The sequence below is a fragment of the Ketobacter sp. genome, from assembly GCF_003671495.1.
GTDB lineage: Bacteria > Pseudomonadota > Gammaproteobacteria > Pseudomonadales > Ketobacteraceae > Ketobacter.
The window spans coordinates 1-23685 of sequence record NZ_RCHN01000022.1 but is presented as its reverse complement, the minus strand read 5'-3'; the positions used below and the strand labels follow the sequence as shown (position 1 = coordinate 23685).

Annotated in this window: 23 protein-coding genes; 5 read left to right on the top strand and 18 right to left on the bottom strand. The window is 53.7% G+C overall.

The genetic code is table 11. From position 1 onward, the window contains the following. Nucleotides 1-48: 48 nt before the first annotated feature. Nucleotides 49-1272 (bottom strand): nucleoside recognition domain-containing protein, encoded by a 1224-nt coding sequence (locus D9N14_RS11210; protein WP_290579625.1) that lies wholly within the window; start codon nt 1270-1272, stop codon nt 49-51. A 12-nt stretch (nt 1273-1284) separates the two neighbouring features. Next, complete coding sequence (gene ttcA / locus D9N14_RS11205; protein ID WP_290579620.1) at nt 1285-2238, bottom strand: tRNA 2-thiocytidine(32) synthetase TtcA; 954 nt, start codon at nt 2236-2238, stop codon at nt 1285-1287. Nucleotides 2239-2568: 330 nt separating this feature from the next. On the opposite strand from ttcA, the gene D9N14_RS11200 reads away from it, so the two are divergent. Then, on the top strand, nt 2569-4314 hold the full coding sequence (locus tag D9N14_RS11200) for an alkaline phosphatase D family protein (protein WP_290579618.1): 1746 nt from the start codon (nt 2569-2571) through the stop codon (nt 4312-4314). A gap of 272 nt (nt 4315-4586) precedes the next feature. Here the strand turns inward: D9N14_RS11200 and D9N14_RS11195 are convergent, their stop codons facing one another. The 3 genes from D9N14_RS11195 to D9N14_RS11185 form a co-directional block, all read right to left on the bottom strand. Continuing rightward, nucleotides 4587-5795, bottom strand: a complete 1209-nt coding sequence (locus tag D9N14_RS11195) for an acyl-CoA dehydrogenase family protein (protein ID WP_411267934.1) — start codon at nt 5793-5795, stop codon at nt 4587-4589. A gap of 56 nt (nt 5796-5851) precedes the next feature. Further along, nucleotides 5852-6955, bottom strand: coding sequence for an acyl-CoA dehydrogenase family protein (locus D9N14_RS11190; protein WP_290579614.1), 1104 nt, complete (start codon nt 6953-6955; stop codon nt 5852-5854). 212 nt (nt 6956-7167) lie between these two features. After that, nucleotides 7168-7842 carry a M48 family metallopeptidase gene (locus D9N14_RS11185; RefSeq protein WP_290579612.1) on the bottom strand — a complete coding sequence of 225 codons (675 nt, stop codon included), beginning with the start codon at nt 7840-7842 and terminating at the stop codon, nt 7168-7170. A 203-nt stretch (nt 7843-8045) separates the two neighbouring features. On the opposite strand from D9N14_RS11185, the gene D9N14_RS11180 reads away from it, so the two are divergent. After that, on the top strand, nt 8046-9008 hold the full coding sequence (locus D9N14_RS11180; protein ID WP_290579610.1) for a hypothetical protein: 963 nt from the start codon (nt 8046-8048) through the stop codon (nt 9006-9008). Between the two features lie 4 nt (nt 9009-9012). After that, nucleotides 9013-9438: a YbaN family protein gene (locus D9N14_RS11175; protein ID WP_290579608.1), complete on the top strand. Its 426-nt coding sequence runs from the start codon at nt 9013-9015 to the stop codon at nt 9436-9438. Here D9N14_RS11175 and D9N14_RS11170 read toward each other — a convergent pair. Both D9N14_RS11170 and D9N14_RS11165 read right to left on the bottom strand, forming a co-directional pair. Beyond that, nucleotides 9429-9764, bottom strand: coding sequence for a BolA family protein (locus D9N14_RS11170; RefSeq protein WP_290579606.1), 336 nt, complete (start codon nt 9762-9764; stop codon nt 9429-9431). The two genes, D9N14_RS11175 and D9N14_RS11170, sit on opposite strands and share 10 nt — an antisense overlap. Before the next feature lie 44 nt (nt 9765-9808). After that, nucleotides 9809-12484 (bottom strand): EAL domain-containing protein, encoded by a 2676-nt coding sequence (locus tag D9N14_RS11165; RefSeq protein ID WP_290579604.1) that lies wholly within the window; start codon nt 12482-12484, stop codon nt 9809-9811. Between the two features lie 332 nt (nt 12485-12816). Between D9N14_RS11165 and D9N14_RS11160 the strand changes: the two genes are divergently transcribed. Together D9N14_RS11160 and D9N14_RS11155 are read left to right on the top strand one after the other, a co-directional pair. After that, nucleotides 12817-13125: a hypothetical protein gene (locus tag D9N14_RS11160; RefSeq protein ID WP_290579602.1), complete on the top strand. Its 309-nt coding sequence runs from the start codon at nt 12817-12819 to the stop codon at nt 13123-13125. Between the two features lie 133 nt (nt 13126-13258). Further along, nucleotides 13259-14239 (top strand): malate dehydrogenase, encoded by a 981-nt coding sequence (locus tag D9N14_RS11155; protein WP_290579600.1) that lies wholly within the window; start codon nt 13259-13261, stop codon nt 14237-14239. A 77-nt stretch (nt 14240-14316) separates the two neighbouring features. Here D9N14_RS11155 and rraA read toward each other — a convergent pair whose 3' ends face one another. The 11 genes from rraA to D9N14_RS22705 all read right to left on the bottom strand — a co-directional run bounded on the left by rraA (nt 14317) and on the right by D9N14_RS22705 (nt 23519). Then, nucleotides 14317-14805 carry a ribonuclease E activity regulator RraA gene (gene rraA, locus D9N14_RS11150; protein WP_290579598.1) on the bottom strand — a complete coding sequence of 163 codons (489 nt, stop codon included), beginning with the start codon at nt 14803-14805 and terminating at the stop codon, nt 14317-14319. Then, entirely contained in the window at nt 14802-15509 is a 708-nt protein-coding gene (locus D9N14_RS11145) for an NAD-dependent epimerase/dehydratase family protein (RefSeq protein WP_290579596.1), read from the bottom strand. Before D9N14_RS11145 ends, rraA begins: the two co-directional genes overlap by 4 nt. Before the next feature lie 144 nt (nt 15510-15653). After that, a complete protein-coding gene (locus tag D9N14_RS11140) occupies nt 15654-17903 on the bottom strand; it encodes a response regulator (protein ID WP_290579594.1) in 2250 nt (749 codons plus the stop codon). A 144-nt stretch (nt 17904-18047) separates the two neighbouring features. After that, nucleotides 18048-19451, bottom strand: coding sequence for a hypothetical protein (locus D9N14_RS11135; protein WP_290579592.1), 1404 nt, complete (start codon nt 19449-19451; stop codon nt 18048-18050). Nucleotides 19452-19536: 85 nt separating this feature from the next. Further along, nucleotides 19537-20337 (bottom strand): outer membrane lipoprotein-sorting protein, encoded by an 801-nt coding sequence (locus D9N14_RS11130; protein ID WP_290579590.1) that lies wholly within the window; start codon nt 20335-20337, stop codon nt 19537-19539. Between the two features lie 130 nt (nt 20338-20467). Next, nucleotides 20468-20713 carry a hypothetical protein gene (locus D9N14_RS11125; protein WP_290579588.1) on the bottom strand — a complete coding sequence of 82 codons (246 nt, stop codon included), beginning with the start codon at nt 20711-20713 and terminating at the stop codon, nt 20468-20470. A gap of 51 nt (nt 20714-20764) precedes the next feature. Beyond that, nucleotides 20765-21244 (bottom strand): hypothetical protein, encoded by a 480-nt coding sequence (locus D9N14_RS11120; protein WP_290579586.1) that lies wholly within the window; start codon nt 21242-21244, stop codon nt 20765-20767. A 90-nt stretch (nt 21245-21334) separates the two neighbouring features. Continuing rightward, nucleotides 21335-21706 carry a hypothetical protein gene (locus D9N14_RS11115; RefSeq protein ID WP_290579584.1) on the bottom strand — a complete coding sequence of 124 codons (372 nt, stop codon included), beginning with the start codon at nt 21704-21706 and terminating at the stop codon, nt 21335-21337. A gap of 139 nt (nt 21707-21845) precedes the next feature. Beyond that, nucleotides 21846-22394 carry an NADPH-dependent FMN reductase gene (locus tag D9N14_RS11110; RefSeq protein ID WP_290579582.1) on the bottom strand — a complete coding sequence of 183 codons (549 nt, stop codon included), beginning with the start codon at nt 22392-22394 and terminating at the stop codon, nt 21846-21848. A gap of 434 nt (nt 22395-22828) precedes the next feature. After that, entirely contained in the window at nt 22829-23188 is a 360-nt protein-coding gene (locus D9N14_RS11105; RefSeq protein ID WP_290579580.1) for a tlde1 domain-containing protein, read from the bottom strand. A gap of 187 nt (nt 23189-23375) precedes the next feature. Beyond that, nucleotides 23376-23519 carry a hypothetical protein gene (locus tag D9N14_RS22705; protein WP_411267932.1) on the bottom strand — a complete coding sequence of 48 codons (144 nt, stop codon included), beginning with the start codon at nt 23517-23519 and terminating at the stop codon, nt 23376-23378. Between the last annotated feature and the right edge of the window lie 166 nt (nt 23520-23685).

The following is a 23685-nucleotide window of genomic DNA, read 5'->3' as shown; positions in this document are numbered from 1 at the left end:
AATTAAATATCCAGACCAAACCTATAAACTTCATGAATTATGGCAGATTCAGCCAAAGAACCATAGCCCGAGGGCAATGGCACTCACCATGCCCACCCCGTCGCAGAGCAGCCCAGCCCACAGGGCATAGCGAATCCGGGTGATCCCCACCACACCGAAATACACCGTGAGCACATAGAAGGTGGTTTCGGTGGACCCCTGCATCACCGCTGCGATGCGGCCGGCCAGGGAATCCACCCCGTGAGTGTTCATCACATCCAGCATCAGGGCCCGTGCCCCACTGCCGCTGAAGGGCTTCATCAGCGCCACCGGTAACGCGTCCACAAAGCCCGTGGTCACACCCAGCGCCCCCAACACCGCCCCCACCAGCCCGATCAGGTAATCCAGCGCGCCACAGGCCCGAAACACCCCGATGGCCACCAACATAGCCACCAGGTAGGGGATTAGCTTGACCGCGGTTTCAAAGCCTTCTTTGGCCCCTTCCACAAACTCCTCGTACACGGCAACCCGCTTCCACAAGCCCGCCGCGATGAACAGCGCAATCACGGTGAGCAGCACCCCATTGGCCAATAACTGGGACACCTGGCCCAGATCAGCCGCGGGCAACAGGGTCAACCAATAGATAAAGCAGCTCATTAACAGGGCGCCGGCCGCGAGGTATCCCAGCACCACCCGGTCGAAGGGAATCTTCTGAATCAACATCACCGTCACCAGCCCGGTCAGGGTGGACAGGCTGGTGGCCAGCAGAATCGGGATAAACACATCGGTGGGGTCGGCCGCGCCTAACTGCGCGCGATACATGAAAATGGTGACCGGCAACAGGGTCACCGAAGAAGTATTCAACACCAGAAACAGAATCTGGGCGTTGCTGGCGGTGTGGCTGACGGGGTTCAGGCTCTGCAGCGCCTGCATGGCTTTCAAGCCCAGCGGGGTAGCCGCATTATCCAGCCCCAGCATGTTGGCCGCCAGATTCATGGTGACGGCGCCCTGGGCAGCGTGCCCTTTAGGCACCTCGGGCATCACCCGGCTGAAAAACGGTGCCAGTATGCGGCTCAGAACCGAAATCAGCCCCGCCCGCTCCGCTATCCGAAACAGGCCGGACCACAGCGCCAACAGACCCACCAGACCAATGGCGATCTCCACCGAGAGGGTGGCCATATCAAAGGTGGATTGAATGATGGCCTGGAACACCGTCGTGTCACCCCCAAAGAAACGCACCAGGGCAACGGCAAATCCCACCAGAAAAAATCCACCCCAAAGGTAATTGAGCAACGGCAATGGGCCTTACAGGTTAACGAGATTCACCATTTTTACCGCATCCCGGGCCGGTTTACCATCAACGGTCTGGTCGTGGGCGAATTCATACTCTTTGCGTTCAGTACTGCGATCCAGCTGCAGGTTCTGAAAATCGAACAGGTTTGTGTCCGCCATCTGGGACAGCTTGATGTTCTGCATGGCATTGAAGATATGTTCAATGCGGCCCGGTTGCTGGCGATCCCAGTCTTTCAGCATCAGCTTGATGTTCTGGCGTTGCAGGTTTTCCTGGGAGCCGCACAGATTACAGGGAATGATGGGGAATTCCTTGAAATTGGCGAAGGCGATGATGTCCTTCTCCCGGCAATAGGACAGCGGCCGGATCACAATGTTGCGGCCATCATCGGACAGCAGTTTGGGAGGCATTCCCGACAGGCGCGAGCCATAGAACATGTTGAGGAACAGGGTTTCCACGATATCGTCCCGGTGATGACCCAGGGCAATTTTGGTGGCTTTGATGTCCTCAGCAAAGGAATACAAGGTACCGCGGCGCAGGCGGGAACACAGGCCGCAGGTGGTGGCGCCTTCCGGGATCTTTTCCTTCACCACAGAATAGGTATCCCGGTTGATGATGTAGTACTCAATGCCCAACTGGTCCAGATACTCCGGCAATACATGCTCGGGGAACCCCGGCTGTTTCTGGTCCATATTCACCGCCACCAGCTCAAAATTCACCGGCGCGCTTTTCTGCAGGCTCATGAGGATGTCCAGCATGGTGTAGGAATCCTTGCCGCCGGACAGGCACACCATGATGCGGTCCCCTTCCTCGATCATGTTGTAATCCGCAATGGCCTTGCCCACTTCCCGCCGCAGTTTTTTCTGCAGCTTATTGAAGCGGGTCTTTTGCTTCTTGGCCTGCTCCGCCGTGAGCTCGGTTTCACGGTTGGGCTCGAAGCTGGTGGACTCGGTGTGGATGACAGACATGATACTTCCCGCTATAACGATTGGACGAGGCTTTTTACCCGATTAGCAGCAGCATGTAAACTGACCGAACTGAAACCGGCCACATCCGCGCTAATCGCCGAACCAGAAGCCGCGCTGATAGGTTAATCCACTTAGTTGTACTAATGTGCCAATTTGACTATTATTCGGCCCAATCAGGTTCGAAAACGTTCATTATTTTCGCAACTGAAATAAGAATTACACAATAAAAAGATAAAAAACGCACTACCCTGGGGAACCGACATGAGGCAAGCTCACCGATACCCCACCGTCAGGTAGCCATAACAACAGCAAGGATGTCCGGGGATTCCCATGAGTATTGATCGACGCACGTTTCTCTCCTTTCTCGCCGCCGGCGTAGCCACACCCTATGTGGTCACTTTCACCAGTGGCGATGCCCAGGCCGGGCTGGTATCCGCGGATGCCCCCCTCAACCAGGATTCACACCGGGTATTCAGTTTGTCGGTGTCGTCCGGCGACCCCACGCCCACCGGTGTGGTGCTGTGGACCCGGGTGGACCCTTCCGCCTGGCGGGCCGGTCAGGCCCTTATCGTTCAGGTCGCCCGCGATCCGGAATTCATCCAGCTGGAATTCGAAAGCATCGTGGAATCCCAGAACATCCGCCCGGAGCGGGATTACTGCGTTTCCATTGACGTGGACGGCTACCTGCAGCCCAATCTGCGCTACTACTATCGCTTTGTCTACGACAACACCGTCAGTCGCACCGGCCGCTGCCGTACGGCGCCACCCTTTGGGGCGGAGCTGGATCATCTCAAGCTGGCCCTGCTCACCTGCCAGGATTACACCAACGGCTACTACGGTGCCCTGGCGCAGATCGCCCAGGACGACAGCATCGACTTTGTGCTGCACCTGGGGGACTTCATTTATGAAACCGCCGGTGACCCGCGCTTCCAGAGCCTGCCTTTTGAGGACCGCCTGATTGTGTTGCCCAGCGACGGCCTGGTGGCCCTGGATCTGGACGATTACCGCCACCTGTACAAGACCTATCGTTCCGATCCGTTCCTGCAGCAGGCCATGGAACAACACACCTTCATCATCACCCGTGACGACCACGAAACCGCGAATGACGCCTACTGGGACTACGAACGTGACACCCTGGGTGCACCGGACCACCCTTTCACCCTGGATGCGGCCTACGGCAACGATCCCGCCCGCCTTAACCAGTTGATGCTGGATTCCCAGCAGGCCTGGCTGGAGTACGTTCCGGCGCGGGTGGAAGTGGACTGGAGTTCCTCGGATCCCCATCGTTTCCTGAAATATTACCGTCGGGTGCAACTGGGCAATCTGGTGGATCTGTTTATGCTGGACGGCCGCAGTTACCGCACAGCACACCCCTGTGGCGAGGGCGATTTCTTTGAACGCTATGTTCCCTATGGTTGCTCCAATTGGCAAAGTGACCAGCAGAGCCTGCTGGGGGCAGATCAGCGTGACTGGCTGTTGAATGGCGTCATCGGCTCCACAGCCCGGTGGAAACTGCTGGGCAACCAGACCTACATGGGCTCACTGGGCATTCAACTGTCCAACGGCAAGATGCCCATCAATGTGGATGCGTGGGACGGTTTCGACTACGAACGTAACCTGATTAACAACGAGATTGCCGCCAACCAGGTGGAGAATTTTGTGGTGGTCACCGGGGATTTACACACCTACATGGCATCCCACATCAAGCAGGATTACGACAACCGCTCCATCTTCAACTTCAACAATTTCATCGGCGTGGAATTTATGACCCCGTCGGTCACCTCCGCCGGCCTGTTCGATATGATCGGCGCCAGCACTCCCCAGGGGGAACAACAGCTACTGGCACAAGCGGTCACCAACACGGCCGTGCGCCTGACCAATCCCCATATCCGCTATTTCAACACCACCCAGAACGGCTATTCCACCATTGAGTTTTCCAACAAGCAGTGCGACTGGAAAGCCTATATTGTGGACAAGAATGTGAATGACGGGGAGCAGGCGGTGAAACTGATCCGCCATTACCGCAAGTACACCACCTTCCCCTGGTTGGTGACGCAGGCGGCTTTGATTTACTAGGGAGGTTGATTGCGAAGTAGCTGTTCACAGGGAACGCCGAGCGGGAAAGCAGCCAGCTACTGAGCGCGGGCATGGAGCCTTTCGGTAGCATTCTCGCGCCGCCGAGCATCGCAGATTTCACCGGAAAAAAGCGTCAGCTGTCTGAGCGCAACGCGCGAGTTCTGACGCTTCCGGTTAAATTGAGAAGCACAGGGAAGCCGCAGGCCAAGCGTCATGCTACCGAAAGGCTCCATGTCCGCGCTCTACCTTGACCGTCTCCCCCGCGACACCCGTCACTTCAACTCACTGGACGATTTACCCAACACATTGCGGGCAATGATCAGTTGCTGAATTTGTTGGGTGCCTTCAAAAATGTCCAGAATCTTGGAATCCCGGGCAAACTTCTCCAACAACAGCTCTTCGCCATAACCCAGTGATCCGCACAATTCAACACACTTCAAGGTGATCTGGTTCCCCACCCGTCCGGCTTTCGCTTTGCACATGGACGCCTGCTTGGAATTGGGCTGCTTGTTATCGGCCATCCAGGCGGCTTTCAGTATCAACAGGCGCGCGGCTTCCAGCTCCGCCTCCATCCGATAGACTTCCGCCTGAATCGCGGTACTGTTATAGATGGACTTTTCATAGCGAAATTCAATCCCTTCCTTCTGCAACAACTCTTTGGTGATTTCCAGGGCGGCCCTCGCCACCCCATAGGCCATGGCCGCAACCGGCGGACGGGTGTTATCAAAGGTCTGCATTACACCACCAAAGGCCTTTTTGCGCGCTTCAGCGGTATCTGCGATTTCCGCGGACCCCAGGATATTGTCCTTTGGAATGCGGCAATCGGTAAACACAATGGCCGCCGTATCCGACACCCGCAGCCCCATTTTGTCTTCACAGCGCACGATCTCCATGCCCGGCGTGCCCCGTTCCACCACAAAGGATTTGATGGCCGCCTTGCCCTTCGATTTATCCAGGGTGGCCCACACCACGACGGCATCACCGCGACTGGCAGAAGTGGCAAAAATCTTCTCGCCGTTCAGGACCCACTCATCCCCATCCAGCACCGCCGAGGTCTTCACCGCCGCAGAATCCGAGCCACAGCCGGGTTCGGTGATGGCCATGGCACAATGCAAACCACCAAACCGTTCTTTCTGTTGCGGAGTGCCCACGGCCTGGATGGCCGCGTTGCCCAGCCCCAACCCCGGGATCGACAGCATCAGACCGATGCAGCCCCAGCTCATCTCCGCGGTGGTCAACACCTGCATCATGTTGGCGCCGTTGTTAACCGCGTCACTGGCACGGCCCCCGGATTGGCTTTCGGGCTTTTTGCCGTCGCCGCCCATGCCCTTGATCATCTGCCCCAGGGGAATCAATTCCTCCGGAGTGTCACAGTGTTCAATTTTGTCGTATTTACGGGCAATGGGCCGGAATACGGTGGCGGCCACCTGATGGCTCATCTGCTGTGCCATCTGCAGTTTCTTGGGTAACTCAAGATTGATCATGTTGATTCTCGCTATGTGAATTCCAATGGTACAGGCTGATCAGATGCCGATCTTTAAATGACAACCGCACCTTGTAACAGAGCCGCAGCCCGCAGGTTGCGATACCACATTTCCACCGGATGCTCCCGGATAAAACCGTGCCCACCCAGCAACTGAATGCCATTGGTGCCGATCTCCATGGCTTTTTCGGAGCAGAATGTACGGCACCAATAAGCGTTCTCGTGAAAAGCCAAGCCCTGCTCAGCACGGGAAGCCGCCCGGTACACCAGCAGGCGCATGGCCTCCAGCTCGGTGGCCATGTCTGCCACCATAAACGCCACGGATTGCCGGTGCGAAATCGGCTCACCAAAGGCCGTACGATCATTCACATAGGGCACCACATAATCCAGCACCGCCTGGCAACAACCCACCGCCACGGCCGCCAAACCAATGCTGGACAGATCCAGCAATCGCCCCATGTCCAGGTTGATGCGCGCAGATTCCGGCACCACTACGTCATGCAATTCCACGCGACACAATTCCAGCGGTCGCAACCCCATACAGGATTCTTCCTGGATGGTCATACCCTCTGCAGCGGACTCCACCACAAAACCGGCACTCGCTGCCTCACCATCCAATGCGGCCAACACCAGAATAAAACGGGACTGCGTTGCCAGTGGTACCAGAGTTTTCACACCATTCAGTTGATAGCCGCCATCCACCTTCACCGCAGAGGTTTGCAATGCAGTAGGCTCGAACGTGGCTTTGGGTTCCATCAACGCGATGGTGGCCACCAGGGACTCCATGGCCAGCGGCGTAAGATAGGTCTCCTGTTGCACCGGTGATGCGAAATCCAGTACGGCATTGATGAAGCTGAGTGGCGTCAGCGCACCAATGGCCAGTGCCATATCGCCCTGCCCCAGATCCTCGGCATTCAATACATTGGAAATGGGCGCGCGTGCCATCCCTGCCCCTCCCAAAGCCTCGGGAATGGGCATCAGGCCCAAACCGAGCTCACTTGCCTGGCGATAAAAATCCGCCGGTGCCGCGGCGGCTTCATCGGCAGCGCGGGCATTGGGTTTGATATGGGATTCAACAAAACGACGGATGGATTCGCGGGTAATGCGCTGCTCTTCTGTTAACGTCAGGTCGAAACTGGCAGCGGATTGATCGGACATCTTGGCTCCCTCTGGGTATCTAGGTATCGGTCAAATATAGTGGTCCGTGCAAAACGGTCTGGCAGGCGTTATTGGGTAGTCATTGGGATTAAACGCTTGTTTAAATGCTAGGGCAGAGGCAATTGATCCAACAATGATCAAAAGTGACAAATCCAGGTCAACCGGGTCAGAACGCCGGTCCCATGGGGGTTGGAATAATCAATACCGCAGTATCAATACAAAAGACTGAGCCGGTTCAGCATTTCATCATGCTGTTTCCAATCCGGCATCACCTGATCCATCAAATGATAAAAGCGGCGACTGTGGTTGAATTCCAGCAGGTGGCAGAGCTCATGGACGATCACCACGTCCACACAATTCAGAGGGTAACGGGCCAGATTGCTATTGAGGATGATTTTGCCGTTCCGGCGGCACGTACCCCAGCGCCGCTTCATGCTACGTTGCTGCAGAGTGGACTGCGGTAAATCCAGCAGCGAGCCCATCTGTGAGCGCCACCAGTCATGACGCTCAGTAAACAACGTCAAAGCCTGCTGGCGGAACCAGCGTTGCACCATGGCTTCGATTTTATCCGTCGGGTCGTCCGCCTTCCCACTCAACACCAGGTCCACGCCCGCTACGTCCTGCCAGTGGAAAACCTGCTTTTCACCAAGAAAGTAGAACGCTTCACCCCATTGGAAGCAGGGTTCGAAACGTGCCGGTCGACTGGCGAAATTGGCCAGCTGCTTCTCGATCCACTCCTGTTTGGAGGCGACAAAATCATCCGCTTCGCGCCGGGAGACGAAATGGGGCACCCGCACTTCTACCCCACTCTCGGCGCTTACGTAGATCCCTATGGTTTTACGGCGTGAGTACTTCACGCTGTATTGCCATGCGCGGACATCATTCACCGGCGGCCTCCATCGAACAAATAACAACCTAAGTGGGTTCCTGATGCCAAAAACCCGTCGCTTCCATCGCGGAAATTAATTTCCAAGCTAACTCCTTGAATACTAATTATCTTATTTGATTTCAACCAGTTACCTGTCTTTCACTCAACGGATCTGATCTACCCTGTAAGTAAGGAGTTCGATACTTATCAGGACACGGATCGATGCGAATTCACAATGTATTGAAAACCATGGGCATTTGCAGCGGGTGGTTGCTCTGTGGCCCGGTCTCCGCCTACTACGCCTATGAGCTGCCCACCGCCTCCGCCTATGACCTGGAATTGAACACCGGAATGGGAAACAGCCAGGGCACCCTGCAATGGAACATCGCCGGCGGCAATGACGGGCCCAACATCCTCTCGGAATTGACCTATAAAGACGTCAACTTCCGCCAGTTTACCATGGCATCCACCTTGCGACTGCATCGCGGTTGGCTGGCTCAGCACGAGGTCTTTGCCAGCTTCAGCCATGGCGCCGCGAACCAGGGTACTGTGCAGGATTCGGACTACGACGGTGACAATCGCAGCGGAGAGTACAGCCGCAGCTATTCCTCGGCGGTGGACTCAAAAATGACAGACTTCAGCCTGGGACTGGCCCGACGCGTTCAGCTGGACGCCTTCCAAGTGATCAAACCCATGGTGGGCTTCAGCCGTAAAACCCAGAACATGCTGATGACAGAAGGCGTCCAGACCATCAATACGGACGACCCTGCTGCCATTGGCCCCTTCCGAGGCACCCTGAACAGCTCCTACGACACCACCTGGGATTCCCTCTGGCTGGGCTTGGGCTGGAGCCTGGAAACCCGGCATCACCAGCTTGGCCTGGCTGCGCGCTTCGAATGGCTGGATTACAGCGCCGTGGCCGACTGGAACCTGCGCTCCGATTTTGCCCACCCCAAGAGCTTCTCCCAACGGGCCACAGGAAATGGCTACTCGGTGTCGCTGGATTACTCCTATCACTTCAATCAGACCATATCCATGTGGTTGAGCTGGCAACAGAAAGACTGGAAAACCGATCCAGGTCAAGACACCGTATACTTTGCCGATGGCTCCCGTGGATCAACGCAACTGAATGAGGTAAGCTGGCAAGAATCCGGTATATCTACAGGCATGATCCTGCGCTTCTGACGTGATGGAAAACAACATTCAACCCAATATTGTCGCTCGTTACTGCCTGATTGTGATTGGCTGGGTGTCTGTTGTGCTTGGTGTGATCGGAATTTTCCTGCCACTGCTGCCCACCACGCCGTTTTTATTGCTGGCGGCAAGCTGCTTTGCCAAAAGCTCCCAACGCTTCCACTCCTGGTTATTGAATCAGCCTCAGCTGGGACCGTACATTCACCTGTATCTGGATGGGAAAGGCATCCCGATGAAGGCAAAAGCCTACATCCTGATCCTGATGTGGTTTACCATCAGCACTTCCGCCCTCTTCTTCGTGGACCCTGTGGCCCTGAAACTGATGATGTTCGGCATTGCTGCGGGGGTTACCGTCTACATCCTGCGTATGCCCACCCTGGAAGTGCAACCCAAGACAGGCACACTGGACAATCAATGTTGATCGGCTTTGCTGCCACCCAGGCACTTGGGTGACGCCGGGCTGGCGGCACCGCTCTGCTGCCATTCCTCGCTGGTATAGGTGTGAATCGCCAGGGCGTGCACCGGGCCGGCCACTTCCTCTGACAATGTTTTATAAATCATTTGGTGACGGGCCACGGAACGTTTCCCGGAAAACAGATCAGACACCACCACCACTTTGAAATGCGTTTCAGAGTTGGGTGGCACGCTGTGCATATGACTTTCGTTCACCACTTCCAGCAATGACGGCTGCAGTTCAGCATGCAGCTTGGTTTCGATGGCCTGCTGAACAGGATTTGCCTGTGACATGATGCGACTCCCCTTCGGTTTGAAGGGTTATTATACCCGAGGCGTCAAGCCCGTTGGTAGCGGGATCGGCGCAATGGTCCTTTGTTAAGCTTGTATTCACTGGCTTTCACCGGCGCGGCAAAAAAGTGCCCCTGGGCGAAGGTGCACCCCATGCGTTCGAGTTTTGCCAAGGTGCCCTCATCCTCGACACCGTGTATCACCAGGGTGATGTCTCTTTCCCGACACAAACCGATTACCCCGGACACCGACTCGAAGTGGAACTTGTTTTCCAGGCGGGCCACGATGCGTTGATCCAGCTTGACCTCCGTAACCGGCAGGCTGCTCATGTAACTGGGATTGCTGTAGGCCGCACCAAATTCGTCAATAGTCAAACCGATGCCCATGGCACGAATTCGATTGAGGGATTCCCGGGTGATGCTGGGGTCCTCGATGATGGCCGCCTCCTTGATTTCGAAGGACAGCATTTTGGATGGCATGTGATAACGGCTTAGCAAAACCCCAACTTCCTCCAGGAAGCGCTCTTCCCGCAAGCACTTCGGTGACAGGTTAACCGACAGCTTGACCGGGTTTTCCTCCGGATCGATGGCCGCCAGATAGTAACAAATCGCCTTGTCCACCACATTCAGAGTCAGCTCAGCGACAAACCCACCCACTTCCGCCAGATAGAATATTTCGCTGGGGCTGATCTTCTCACCCACATCGGTATCCCACCGGGTCAACACTTCCAGACCGCAGGTTTTGCGGGTATTCAAATCGTAAACCGGCTGGAAGTACAGGCTGATCTGGTCTTCCTGAATGGCCTGGCGCAGTTGGTTGATCAGGCTGATATTGCGGGGATTGTATTGATCCACCGACTCCAGCTCGTAACCTTTTTTGAGGTTTTTCTCGGTATCCGCCTGCAAAGCGCGCAAGGCATGGTCATACAGTTTTTCATAACTGGCATCGGACTCATTGAGCCTGGCCACACCGAATGACACACCCGGCTGCAACCCCATGCCTTGATAGAAAAACGGCCGCTGCATGGAGGATTCCACCTCATCCACCGCAAAATTCACCGCCACATCATCCATGGAGCGCAACAGGAAAGCGAAGCGGTTGGCGTCCAGCACTGCCATCGGTACATACTGCCCCTGGAACTCCTGCAGCGGCACTACACCGGTAATACTGCGCAAGACAATGCTGAGGCGCTTGGTGGCCCGGGTCAGCAGTTCATTACGCGCCGCATGTCCCAGTTTGTGCTCCACCAGGGCCAGGTGATGCAACTCCACCATCACCAGGGTCACCGCTTCGCCGGTTTCCTCCACTGCGGCGATGACCTTACGAGCGACGCCTTCCAACGTGGCTTCGTCGGGAAACTCCTTCAAGGTATCGCGCAGCACCTTTTTCTGGATCTGCTCTTCCGTGTACTTGAGCTCCAGCATGGTTTCCTGCTGCTGATTAAGGCCCTGAATTTTCTGGAAGCGTTCTTTCTGAATCTGGGACGCAATCCCCAACGACAATGTGATCCCCAGAATGCCCAGGGCAAACTCTTTCATATGAGTAGTCACATCATTAACCGGAATCATCCCCAGCTGACCGAACTGGTAGATGGCATAGCCCACGATGAACACCGACCACCCCGCCAGGTAATAACGGGTGCCGCGGTCAGACACGTTGAGGGATACGATGACCGACGGTATGAAAAACAGCAACCCCGCTACCGCAAACAGGGCGAAGAACACTGGAATGGGCAGCCACCCCAGGATCAGTACACCGCCCAGAAACAGCGAAAGGAACAACGAGATTTTCAGGCAGCGTTCCACCATCGGATGATCATTGGCCGTCTGCAGAAAAGCCCGCGTAAACAAGACGGCACTCACCAAAGCAATGCACTGGAAGAACGCGCCAAACCCCACCCAACGAAACGCCCGCACATCGCCGGCAAATTGCGCCAGGAAGCCTTCGGTATGGGCGGTCACCAGCAGGCTGCAGGCCAGGAACACCGACAGGTGAAAATACATGGTCTCGCGCAACGACACCATGACAAAGAGATTGTATAGAATCAGTGCGGACAAGCCGCCAAACAACAGACCCCAGCCCGGCAGGGTCTTGCGTTTGTGCAGTTGGTAGGCTGTCTCCTGCCAGATCTTGGCGGTAATGGAGGTGGCGCCCCGCACTTCCAATCGGATATAGAATTGATGGGTGTCATTGGCTACCAACTCAATCGGATACACCAGATAGCGCCCTTTTACGGGGGCCACCTGGGTATAATCCTCCAGCCGTGGTGTGCCGGCTTTGGCCAGGTACATGGGAGATCCTTCCAGCAGCGGATTTTCCAGCACCAACATCCAGCGCGAATGGCTACCCAATACCCGGGAGCTCTCCCGTATTCGAGCCCTGACCCAAAAAAAGCGACTCTCCATCGTGCTGAGCAGGGTGCGCGACTGCAACGGCTCAAAGGCAATGTCCGGCAGCAACACCACCTCATCCAAGCCCATGTTTCCACCGGGATCTGGCGTAATCTCCAGGTAAGTGGACACATCCAGTTGTTTGGCTCCCACGCTGTTCACCAGCACCGAGAGCTTGGATTCCGTGGCAACCAAACGGTCTGAGGCCCAGGCCGCATTCGCCCAGGTCAGAAGCAGGAACAGACACAATAGAACGAAAGCAGGGCCCAACGGGAGCGCCCGGGGAAAATGGCGGAAAGAGACGAGCAAAGCCGGCTTACAGAGACCGTTCATACAGAATCTTGACCAATTTGTGTGACACTTTACCCAGAGAGGCCCCGGGTGTCTTGACGCTGGCCAGATTCCTTGGCATCTAATATGCACAACGACTTGTTCAAGTTCAGGGCGTGCATACTGTCTATAGGTTATCAAAATAGACTTAGGTTAATGATTTGTCTATCAAAAACCCGAGTCCTGCCGGATAATTCTGAACTAACGCACGTTTTTTGGTCAAGTCATAGATTGGTCGAACAACTTATTGATAACTAAAGTAAATCGGCCAGCTGCCGATAACCATCTGGAAGCAGGCAAGGAATCTATCCGCACCCACCAAGAGGCCTCTGTTCATGTTGTTGATGCCACGTATACACCGCCGCCCCATCGAGCGCTTGAAATCCAACCGCTCGATCAAGGTGTATGCCAGCGAACGGAGCAAACCGGTTGAGCCCCAGGATCGACCACAATTTGTGGATCGTCGGGCAGTGAAGGAGCGGCGCCGGCAGAACCTGCCGGTCAAAGAAGATCGCCGCCGTCAGGATCGGCGCAACGCGCACCGGGCATTGCGGCCGGAAATCCGCTCACTGTTGGAAAATGCCGGCAACCAGAACCCGGCCACCATCCAGCGTGGCGGAGTCTATATTGATGAGGACGTTTAACCTCAGCCATTTTTAGGATATTCAGCTGCCAAGCAGCCCTCGAATAGCCCTATAGAAACAAATCATTGGTATTTAATGGTCCAGATGCATAGAATTGTGCGTCTTAAAAACAGGATGACAGGAGATCGAACCAATGAAACAACCTGTACGTGTGGTCGTGACTGGTGCCGCCGGCCAAATCAGCTATTCTCTGCTTTTCCGCATCGCTGCCGGTGAGATGCTGGGTCCGGACCAGCCCGTAATTCTTCAGATGCTTGAAATCACACCCGCCCTGGAAGCGCTTAAGGGCGTTGCCATGGAACTGGATGACTGTGCTTTCCCTCTGCTGCACGACATGGTTATCACCGACGATCCCAACGTTGCCTATAAAGATGCAGACTATGCCCTGCTGGTTGGCGCCCGTCCCCGTGGCCCCGGCATGGAGCGCAAGGATCTGCTGGAAGCCAACGCCGCCATTTTCTCGGTGCAGGGTAAAGCGATCAACGATCACGCCAGCCGTGACATCAAGGTACTGGTCGTGGGCAACCCCGCCAACACCAACGCCCTGATCGCCCAGCGCAATGCGCCGGACATCAACCCCCGCCAGTTCACCGCCATGACCCGTCTGGATCACAATCGTGCGCTGACGCAACTGGCCCAGAAAACCGGCACCAGCATCAACGACATCACCAAGATGACCATCTGGGGCAACCACTCTTCCACTCAGTATCCTGATATCTCCAAAGCGCTGATCAGCGGTGCTGCAGCCGAGCCCAAAGTGGACCAGGACTGGTATCGCAACGAGTTCATCCCCGTTGTACAACAGCGTGGCGCGGCCATCATCAAGGCCCGTGGCGCTTCCAGTGCGGCCTCTGCGGCCAACGCGGCCATTTTCCACATGCGTGACTGGGCCTTGGGCACCGCCGAGAACGATTGGGTGAGCATGGGCGTTTATAGCGATGGCAGCTACGGCATCGCCGAAGGCCTGATTTACTCTTTCCCCTGTGTCTGCAAAAACGGCGACTGGGAAATCGTTCAGGGTCTGGAAATCAGCGACTTCAGCTCTGAGAAAATGAAAGCCACTGAAACTGAGTTGAGCGAAGAGAGAGACGCAGTAGCCCACCTGCTGCCCTGATACGTTCCGCCCCAGTCAGAAACAAAAAAACCGGCACTGGATGCCGGTTTTTTTGTTTTTCTAACCTGTGGTGGCCTCTACTCCGGCATGCTCAGTTCCCGGGAGGACACAATGATGCCGTTGTTGTCGGCATAGACGAATTCGCCGGGGTGGAATGTCACGCCTCCAAAGGTCACGGGAATATTCAGATCACCCCGCCCCTTGCGATTGCTTTTGATGGGGATGGTGCGCAGCGCCTGAACCCCAAGGTCCGTCTTGCGGATCTCATCCACATCACGGATACAACCATAAATGATGAGTCCTGCCCACTGATTCTCCGCAGCTTTCTCTGCCAGCATATCCCCTAACAGCGCGCAGCGCAGGGAACCACCACCATCCACCACCATGATCCGACCGGCGCCCGGCTTGGCAACATGCTCCTTCACCAGCGAATTGTCCTCATGGCACTTGATGGTAATGATCTCACCACCAAAGGCCACCCGGCCACCATAGTTGGTGAACATGGGTTCCACAATGCGGACATCATCCGGGTATGCGTCACACAGGTCTGGCGTTACCAATTTCATACTGCTTCCCCTATTTTGGGCTCATTTCCCGCCAGTTTAACAATCTTGTCGTAGCTATACACCTCCACTTTGGGTTTACCATCGGCAGGATTTGCGACCCGGCAGTCATGGATCACATCGTTTACCATGGCCCTGGCAACGGTGTCCGCAGATATGGCCTTGTAGTGGGATAAGCCCCCGATCATTAACGGATTAAATAAGGGGGCAAGCTTGGCCGCCGCCAACTCTCCCAGTCGATTTTCCTGCCGCTCACCCAGTAACAGAGAGGGCCGGAATATGGATAATTTGGGGTATTCCAGTTCCCGCAGGTGTGCTTCCAACTGCCCCTTGACCCGCGAATAAAAAAACAGGGAATGCTCTGATGAACCAATGGCTGAAACCAGTGAAAAAGATCGTGCTGAATGGGTGCGGCCGAGCTCTGCGGCATCCATACAGTATTGATAGTCCACCAGCTTGAAGCGTTCGCGGTTACCGGCCTGTTTGATGGTGGTGCCCAGGCAACAGAGTATGGCGTCCACTTCAAACAATTCCGGGTATTCATCCAGTCGATCAAAATCCACAAGCATATTATGCAAATTCTGATGCTTCACCTGCAGCGAGCGACGGGTGGGGGCGATGACCTCGGTAATCTGCTGATTACCGAGCAAGTAGCCCAGGCAATGGTGGCCGATTAACCCGGTAGCCCCCAACAAAAGTACGTTCATCTGAGTTCCTATTCACCTGTATTGTGATTCAGCAGTGTTCCAGTACTCCGGTATTCCATGCCCATTGAACTGCGAGGCCTTTGTCTTATCGGCCTGTCTGATCTGTGGGTCTGTTGGCCAGTTTACTGGTAAATCGCAAGCGGGTTATGCCGAGCGGAGAGAGGTTTCACTGGTGGGTGAACCAGCACCCTTACTGCCCAGCCATTGCCGCATTTTAGCATCCAGCTCTTCCAGTTTAACAGGCTTGGACAGGTAATCGTCCATACCGCAGGCCAGGCATTTCTGCTGCTCGCCTTCCACCACACTGGCGGTCATGGCGATAATAGGAATCCGTTGATCGCCTTCTGCCGCTTCCTTCTCACGCCAGGCGGCGGTGGTTTCATAACCATCCAGAATGGGCATCATGCAGTCCATGAGAATCAGGTCGAAGTCCTTCTCCTCCAGCATACCCAAGGCCTCTTTGCCATTCACCACCGAGGTCACCACATAGCCGAGCTTGTTCAGCATTCCTTTTGCAACCATCTGGTTGACTGCATTATCCTCCACTAACAGGACGCGCCGCCCCACGACCTCGCCTGAATTGGAATCCTGTTTATCGGTGGTCTCATCCGGCTGGTCCAGTTCAAAGCAGTGGATGAGCGCACGGCACACTTTCTCCCGCGTCAGAGGTTTGCTCAACCACTCCACTTCAAGGGTATCGTCCAGTCCCATCCGCATGACATCGGCGCGCTGTGCCAAAGAGGACAACACGATGATTCGTGGCAACGATTCCAACGGCGCGGACCGCTGGATACCGGTAATGAACTCCATATCCAGGGGCTGCAGCACCGGCATGTTGACGATAAGAAGGTCATAGCTGCGCCCGGCGGCAGCTGCCTCCTGCAGCAAGCCGGGAACACGATCGTTGCAGTCAACGGACTCCACCATCATGTTCCAGGTCGCGAGCTGGTAAAGCAATGCGTCCAGCACCCCACCCTGGGCTCCGACCACCAACACATTCTTATTCAAGAGTTCTTTATTCAGCGCCAGCTTTTGCGCTTGCTGGGTGGAAAGCGCCATTTGCACCGTGAACCAAAACTCGGTGCCGCTCTCAGCCGAACTGGTAAATCCCATATCCCCCTGCATGCATTCTGCCAGTCCTTTGCTGATGGCCAGCCCCAGGCCGGTGCTACCCTGTGCAACTTCCCGGGCGGTCAGAGTCTTGGAAAACGCTTCAAACAAATGATCCTGGATGTCTGGATCGATACCACGGCCGTTGTCTTTAACCGTTACTCGCAGCTCCGCCAGGCTTTCACTCAATTTGTTGATATCCACATGCACGACGATGTCGGAACCATCACTGTACTTGATGGCGTTGGATACCAGGTTATTGATCAGCTGGGCCAGCCTGCCCTGGTCCCCTCTGACCCGGACCGGTATATCTTCAGCGAAGGTGCAACTCAGCTCCATGCCTTTTTCATGGGCCCGTGGGCCAAGCAATTCCAGGGTCTGATCTATGCAGCGCTTGACGTGAAACACACTTTCATTGAGCTGGATCTGACCGGAGGTAATGCGGGAGAAATCCACAATATCATCAATCAGACTGAGCAAGCCCTCGCCGGACTGAACCGCCAAATTCTGGAGTTCCCGCTGTTGCGCGCTCAGCTCGGTATCGTCCAGCAGGGCCAGCATCCCCAGAACGTTGTTCATGGGTGTTCTGATCTCATGGGTAATGTTGGACAGGAACTCCGTTTTGAACTGGCTTGCGCTGTTCGCTTCGCTGGCTGCGTGGGCCAGATCCCGGGCTTTGGTATGAAGCTCATGGTGCACTCTCACGTTATCCCAATGCCGGCTGCACAGCAGCCTGGACTGGCGCAGCAACATCACCAGAATCACCAGCAAACCCACCGCGATGGTGAGGCCATTGATATCCGCGATAACGGCATAGGCCACAATGGTGGGGGCCAGATTGCAGAACAGCCGAACCGCGTTACGGTTATTGTAAGGAGACCACTCCACATTGTTTATGGAAGAGTAGCCGACCATATACAGCGAAAGCAGAAAGCCATTGACCGACAATTTGTCGATCAGAATGATCACCGCGCAAAACAAGCCCATGCACAGGGAATTGGCGATTTGCAGCACGACGAACAGCGACCGCCAACGGGCGGGGCCAGCACCGTAGGTGGGATCAAAACGCAACGCCAGATAGAAAACCGGGGCGGAAAGGCAAAACAACAACGCCCCCCAGAACGACGTCATGGCGACGTGGTGGACATAGTATCCGCCCACTGAGGCCACGAACAGAAATACCAGAATATTCGCGGCGATGAAAAACCGACTTTGATGGGCAAGATTCTGATCAATCCTGCGCAGAATTTTGCGATCCTTTAGGAGCTTATCGTCACGATCCATGAAATGGTGTCAATTCCAGCCAATGATTAGGTTCAGTATAGCCAGAATTGGGCACAACCCGCAGCAAACCATTGAAATCTTTGTGACCAAACGCTATGAGGATCGACGGGAATTGATGTGCAGTCAAGGCAGTAGCCTAAAAGCTCAATAGTAATAGGTCAGTTTGAGCTGAATGTAATCATCGCTTTCGATCACACTGATTTTTCGACTGGTATCTGCCATTCTCTGAACCTGTTGCAACAGGTCAAGACCAAAATTGGGGTCGAAGATAAATTGCAGCCCTTCATCCTCGATAAGCCCGGCCAGAAACTCCACCACTTCGTTATAAGAGAACGCGTCGTCACCAAACAAGGGGGAATTCAGGATATCCGCGATTGCCTCTACGTTGGTATCTGCGACTTCCGGTGTGCCTCGCTCCAGAACGGAAACGGCTTGTATTTCCAACTTCAGGTCAGAGTAAAGGCGCCGTTCAAACTCCAAGGAGATGACCTTTTCCTCAGTGTCCGGATCCCATAGGAAACCACCCAGCATGTTGGTATCGTACTCGTCATTGAAACTGAAACGACCACCTATACCGATGTCGTGCTCAAGATAGCCGGGCGCGAGGTCCTCACGGGAATCGTGCATGAACTCGGTGATCAATGTCATGTCGATATTTGTTCCGAACAAGCCGTAAAAACTGTATTCGATTCCGGTGACCGCAGCCCAATATTCCTCCCGAGCGCTGCTTACCCCAACGGCTTCGAATTTGACCGCCCAACCTTCATAGAGGAACTCCAGCTCCACACCAAGCTGATCCTTGTGATGGTAGTTGGGCACCAGCATTGGATTATCCAGATCGAAATTGAAGGAATACCAGGGCTCACGATCCACACCGGAAAACAGGGAAAGCCCCATTTCAACGTAGTCATTCAGGGGCCGTTGCCAACGGGCCGCCCAATCAATGTCGTTGGGCCCGGTATCGGAGGAATACTGGGCGTTGTCGGTATCAACGGGGATCGGTGTTCGAAGGCGCCCGTCAGTCCCTGGATAGGTGCGCTCTCGGAAACCCAGCAACAAGTAGAAATCGAACAGCCCCCAATCGTGCACCAAGGACAGGTTAATCATAGGCTGTCCGAGTTTCTCATCGTCGCCGTCCACCAGGTCCTGTTGGTTAATGACGTCCACCAGATTGATAAACTCGGTTTTACCCCAGAATACACGGGTCACACCGGACCTGAGCTCCCAATCCTCCCCCACATGAATCCAGAGCGCTTCCCGGATATCGAAATGCGTGCGCTCCGAATCTTGGAAATCCAGCAATAAATACGGCCGGAAAGTAAACAGGTCCATGTCGTCGTTCCAGGAGGTGAAATACTCAGCACTCAGCCGCACTGCCGCCGCATGCTGGGACTGGCCAAACTCGCCCGGATCCTTAAAATAACGGTACTCCAGACCGGTTTCCGCACTCCATTCCCCATGCTCCAGAATCGGTTCCAAAACCGCGTGGGCATTCGAGCTGCACGCACCCACCAGGGCACACCACAAAACACTTCGAATTACGTTCATCCAAAACAACCCGCTGATCAAACATTGACCAGGCTATAAACGAAAAAAAACCGCGCAAGGCTAAAACCCAGCGCGGTTTCTGTAGTTAACGAGCGCGCTTCAAACTGTTCTTGTTGAAATCTGATTCGCTCAAACCGGTTTTAAATTTTATATTGTTCTGCTTCAGAATGGTGCTGCGACCGGTCTGATGATTCACCATCAGCATCTCGCCCGGGCGCCAGAACTTACCTTCATACTGCTTGAATCCACTGGCGGTGAGTGTTTTCAAGTGGCTTTTCTTGCGGTCATAAAACTCGGCTTTCAGGGTACGGTAGTGCTCTTTATCAACCCAGGTCACAATACGCGTATAGCCGGAGTTCTTATCCACCGGATAGCTCTCCACTACAAAGCAATCCTGTCCCTCATAGGTTTCATCCCGCAAATATTTATAGGTGTAGTCCTCGATGGACTGTCCACCGATATCCTCAAACGAGAACTCGCTGCCCATGAACGGTCCGGATTTTTTGCTGGAAGCGATTTTCTTAACCCGCTTGAGCGCCGGCAGATACAACCATTGATCGTCGTCGCGATCTTTATGTTGATGGGTCAACAACGCGGTACCTTTCTGATCTTTGGGGGACAAAAATACCATCAGCGACATATCACCTTCGTCACCCTTGCCCTCCAGGCCTTTTACAGACATCTCGCGCTCGCTGGTGGCTTCCTGCTTGTTCATCAGGATCATCAGCATGTCTGCTTCGTTATCAACGTAGCCCTCATCCCGGTCCTCTGCCGCCTTGAATATGTTGTACCCCTTCTCTTCAGGAGTCTCCGCGAACAGGGGCGCCGCCACCAACAAAGAAAAAGAAACCAGTATGCCTGCTATCTTGTTGTTTTTTATTAACATATTACCTCTCAAGTCCCTATACAGATTGACCAGTAAGCATATTAACACAGTGTATCCGGGCCACATCAACCAAAGGGACTATATATTTTCAGAAACGATCTACAGAAATATGTATACATCGGCTAACCATTCAATATGTACAACCGGCTGCTCTGAAACGCTGTTTCAGTTTATTCCGCTTTCGATGCCAACTGTCCATCTGCTTAGCGGTGCCACCGTTACGACGTAACTTGGTGTAGGTCTCTATCTGCTGAGCTATCTTGTCACAATCCTTCGCTGCACTTGATTTTGTCTTAGCTTCAATGCTTTGGCAGGCAATCATCCCTACCATTACAGTCAAGAGCAGTTTCCCTCGCGCGCGAACCAGCAATTCCATTTACCGTCCCGAGTCCTGATCTAATGTATGAGTTCGATGTATTTGCAAGCGTCAGTAGAACAACATAATGGGGCTGCTGTACTTCAACTTTACATAGGGAGACGCCACTGCATCAGATGCTAATTGTCCAGAAGGTAGCTCCTCTACCCAAAATCGAACGGCGTCGCCCACAAGCTCGCCATTGACCTTGTATGATTTACCAGGCTCAGCATGAAAATTGAGATCACCTATTGCTGTACAAGGACAATCAACGTTGCTGCGATTAAACTCCGCCTTCACTACTATGTGGTGCTGGCCGGAGCTCAATAGAATCGTATCCATATCTCGAAAAGGATCGTACCAGGGCCTTCGATAACTAAGCCACAGCTCATCGATATATGTCACTTGGAATCTGATCCAGTCGTTAACACTATTGCGAGTAGAGATATTCGATAAACTGGCGGTTTCTGCAGAGTGGATGGGTTGAGCATAGTGCTGCGGATTCGAAGCACAACCCGACAAAAGCAGGATAAACACTAACAACAAACGCATTGGGGCCTCACAGGCAATTCTCATACGCGAACATCCGCGAAACGTAACCATGGTGCAATAGAGCGATGGGGGATACCATCCATCTGCGCGTTAGTCAGGCTCTTTCACCAGAACCATTTTGAACTCCTCCTCATTCAATGCCCACGCCCCCGGGGAAATCAAGCCAATGGCGGGAACCAGAAAAAGAAATCCTCCGATGGCATCCAAAACCCCGGTCGTCGTAATATGGGTGCGAACTTTCTTGGTTGACGTCATGTAGCCTGGCATTTGACAGGAAACATCAATATCCTTGTTGGTCACTACGCTGAATGTGGCAGGCGAAGGCTTATGCTCATCATTGACGCTGGCGATCGCTCCATCCGGCTCACATAGTACACTCACATCGGTATAATGATTCTGCTTGAACGTAGAACAACCGGCGAACAGAAAGCAACAGATTAAACTAGCAGGAGAACGTAGCATTATTGGGAAATACCCTCAGTGGAAAATCAAAAATTATACTGGATAACTGGGCCATCACACCATACAAAGCACCGAGCGTGTAGAAATCTCAAAAATTGATGGGATGCCTCAATACACCAACCCGAAACAGTCGCTACCCTTAACGCTGACGAGAAATCTGAACAACAAAATCAAAAAAACCGTTCATATGCCGGTCTAATCGGTTGCTAACCTTAGCATCGATGATTGCACCATCTAAACCGACCACCCGATCTATATCAGAAATCATCATTTCATGTACAGGGTGAATTATCGAGAGCGTTGAATCGAAAATCAACTTGAAATGGGCCTGCGCCCGTGCCCCGCCTACAGGGCTGCTGGCCTGGGTTACAATGGTTACCGGCATTCCTTTGAGTACCGATTCGAACGCGGGTCTGGAGACCCAATCTATCGCATTTTTGATCACAGCAGGGACACTGTGATTGTACTCTGGCGAACAGACCACAATTCCATCCGCCGAAGCGACCTCGGAAATAAGCCCCTCCACCGCCGTTGGCTTGGGAAAGGCTAAATCCTCACTATAAAACGGAAGAACTGTCAGGTCGGGAAGTACGAAGTCATGAACTGGGAATCGCCGTTGGATCGCATTGAGTATCGCGAGACTCCTACTGTCTGAACGAAAACTGCCGGATAATAGAAGGAACTTCATATGAGTACCTCGATATGGTAGGGGCAGATACTCTTCTCTGCTTTGGAGTTATTGCGTAGCTTACTGTGCATGCAGGCGTTAGGCTCCATAAATTTCACTTACTAGATATACTCTGACCGGGCTCTCTGAACACTCAGAAGCAGATGCCATGTTCTCTGTGATCACGGTGATTTGAGCACCGTTACTCTTATAATAATTAACTTTATGCAGCTGAAGATATAAACCATCAGCCTTTAACTCTGATGCTAAGAGTAAAACCTCAGTTTTAGAAAAATCGACATCCTCATTTCTCAGAATGTTAGCGTTTTTAAGGTGAACAAACGCCATACTAGCAGCCCAATTGTCTTTGCCGTCACAGTGTGGACTCGATGCACAAGCAACCAATGAAAAGACAAATGAGATTGACACAAAAATACATTTACATATATTACGCATCAATCCACCACCTCTAAAATTCGATCCTGACTAATAGATACTTTTTCTCTTACAGTTCGGGGCATTATGACGCACCCCTCAGATGCAGTTCCAGTTGAATTGTCGCCGTGTATTCTGAACAAGGTTCGCCCGAGTGCATTGTGCCCTACCGGATCTAGATCCATTACAATTGGCCCCAAACCTGTCGCACTTTTATACGATGGCCCTATTTTATATTCACCTTTGGGAATTGGCCCAACATCAGCAACGTGCTCCATTTTTGGGTTGTTTTTTCCAACACCACTACCAGCGTAACCCGTGCCGATTAAAGCGCCGTTGTAACGAAGCTCTCCGCTACTTTGATCATATTTCCATGGCATACCAAACTCCCTACTATTTTACTCAAAGAATGACGTTTAAAATGAAACCTCATCCGCTTTTGCGCACACCGTATTGTTAATTCAAATACTACGCTCATATTCCTCTGGTGATAAACACCCACACGATTAATGCTTTGCCGTATTCCATACGTATCCAGCAGTTCGCGGTATTCATATGCCCCGTATTCTATGCCTCGGTCAGAATGAAAATCAGGCCAGGGTGCCGCCCTCGATGCTTCACTGCTCTTCTGAGGGCCTTCATCGTTAAGCTCGCTGACTTCCTCTTGCCCAAGGTCCAGCCGATGATCTTCCTACTAAACAAGTCCAACACCACCGCCAGGTAACGTCATTCTTCGTTTACCTTCAGGTATGTTATGTCTCCCACCCAAATCTGGTTCGGTGCCGTCACTTCCTGCCTCCAGATGTAGTGGTCTAATGATACCGGACACCAACATAGGTGGTAAACTCGCCACCATAGAAGAGGTGTCTAATGAGCA

Bases quoted from the DNA above. Each gene is read 5' to 3' on its own strand.
- ttcA (WP_290579620.1), bottom strand. From the start codon at position 2,238: ATGTCTGTCATCCACACCGAGTCCACCAGCTTCGAGCCCAACCGTGAA.
- D9N14_RS11200 (WP_290579618.1), top strand. From the start codon at position 2,569: ATGAGTATTGATCGACGCACGTTTCTCTCCTTTCTCGCCGCCGGCGTA.
- D9N14_RS11190 (WP_290579614.1), bottom strand. From the start codon at position 6,955: ATGTCCGATCAATCCGCTGCCAGTTTCGACCTGACGTTAACAGAAGAG.
- D9N14_RS11180 (WP_290579610.1), top strand. From the start codon at position 8,046: ATGCGAATTCACAATGTATTGAAAACCATGGGCATTTGCAGCGGGTGG.
- D9N14_RS11175 (WP_290579608.1), top strand. From the start codon at position 9,013: ATGGAAAACAACATTCAACCCAATATTGTCGCTCGTTACTGCCTGATT.
- D9N14_RS11170 (WP_290579606.1), bottom strand. From the start codon at position 9,764: ATGTCACAGGCAAATCCTGTTCAGCAGGCCATCGAAACCAAGCTGCAT.
- D9N14_RS11165 (WP_290579604.1), bottom strand. From the start codon at position 12,484: ATGAACGGTCTCTGTAAGCCGGCTTTGCTCGTCTCTTTCCGCCATTTT.
- D9N14_RS11160 (WP_290579602.1), top strand. From the start codon at position 12,817: ATGTTGTTGATGCCACGTATACACCGCCGCCCCATCGAGCGCTTGAAA.
- D9N14_RS11155 (WP_290579600.1), top strand. From the start codon at position 13,259: ATGAAACAACCTGTACGTGTGGTCGTGACTGGTGCCGCCGGCCAAATC.
- rraA (WP_290579598.1), bottom strand. From the start codon at position 14,805: ATGAAATTGGTAACGCCAGACCTGTGTGACGCATACCCGGATGATGTC.
- D9N14_RS11145 (WP_290579596.1), bottom strand. From the start codon at position 15,509: ATGAACGTACTTTTGTTGGGGGCTACCGGGTTAATCGGCCACCATTGC.
- D9N14_RS11140 (WP_290579594.1), bottom strand. From the start codon at position 17,903: ATGGATCGTGACGATAAGCTCCTAAAGGATCGCAAAATTCTGCGCAGG.
- D9N14_RS11135 (WP_290579592.1), bottom strand. From the start codon at position 19,451: ATGAACGTAATTCGAAGTGTTTTGTGGTGTGCCCTGGTGGGTGCGTGC.
- D9N14_RS11130 (WP_290579590.1), bottom strand. From the start codon at position 20,337: ATGTTAATAAAAAACAACAAGATAGCAGGCATACTGGTTTCTTTTTCT.
- D9N14_RS11125 (WP_290579588.1), bottom strand. From the start codon at position 20,713: ATGGAATTGCTGGTTCGCGCGCGAGGGAAACTGCTCTTGACTGTAATG.
- D9N14_RS11120 (WP_290579586.1), bottom strand. From the start codon at position 21,244: ATGCGTTTGTTGTTAGTGTTTATCCTGCTTTTGTCGGGTTGTGCTTCG.
- D9N14_RS11115 (WP_290579584.1), bottom strand. From the start codon at position 21,706: ATGCTACGTTCTCCTGCTAGTTTAATCTGTTGCTTTCTGTTCGCCGGT.
- D9N14_RS11110 (WP_290579582.1), bottom strand. From the start codon at position 22,394: ATGAAGTTCCTTCTATTATCCGGCAGTTTTCGTTCAGACAGTAGGAGT.
- D9N14_RS11105 (WP_290579580.1), bottom strand. From the start codon at position 23,188: ATGCCATGGAAATATGATCAAAGTAGCGGAGAGCTTCGTTACAACGGC.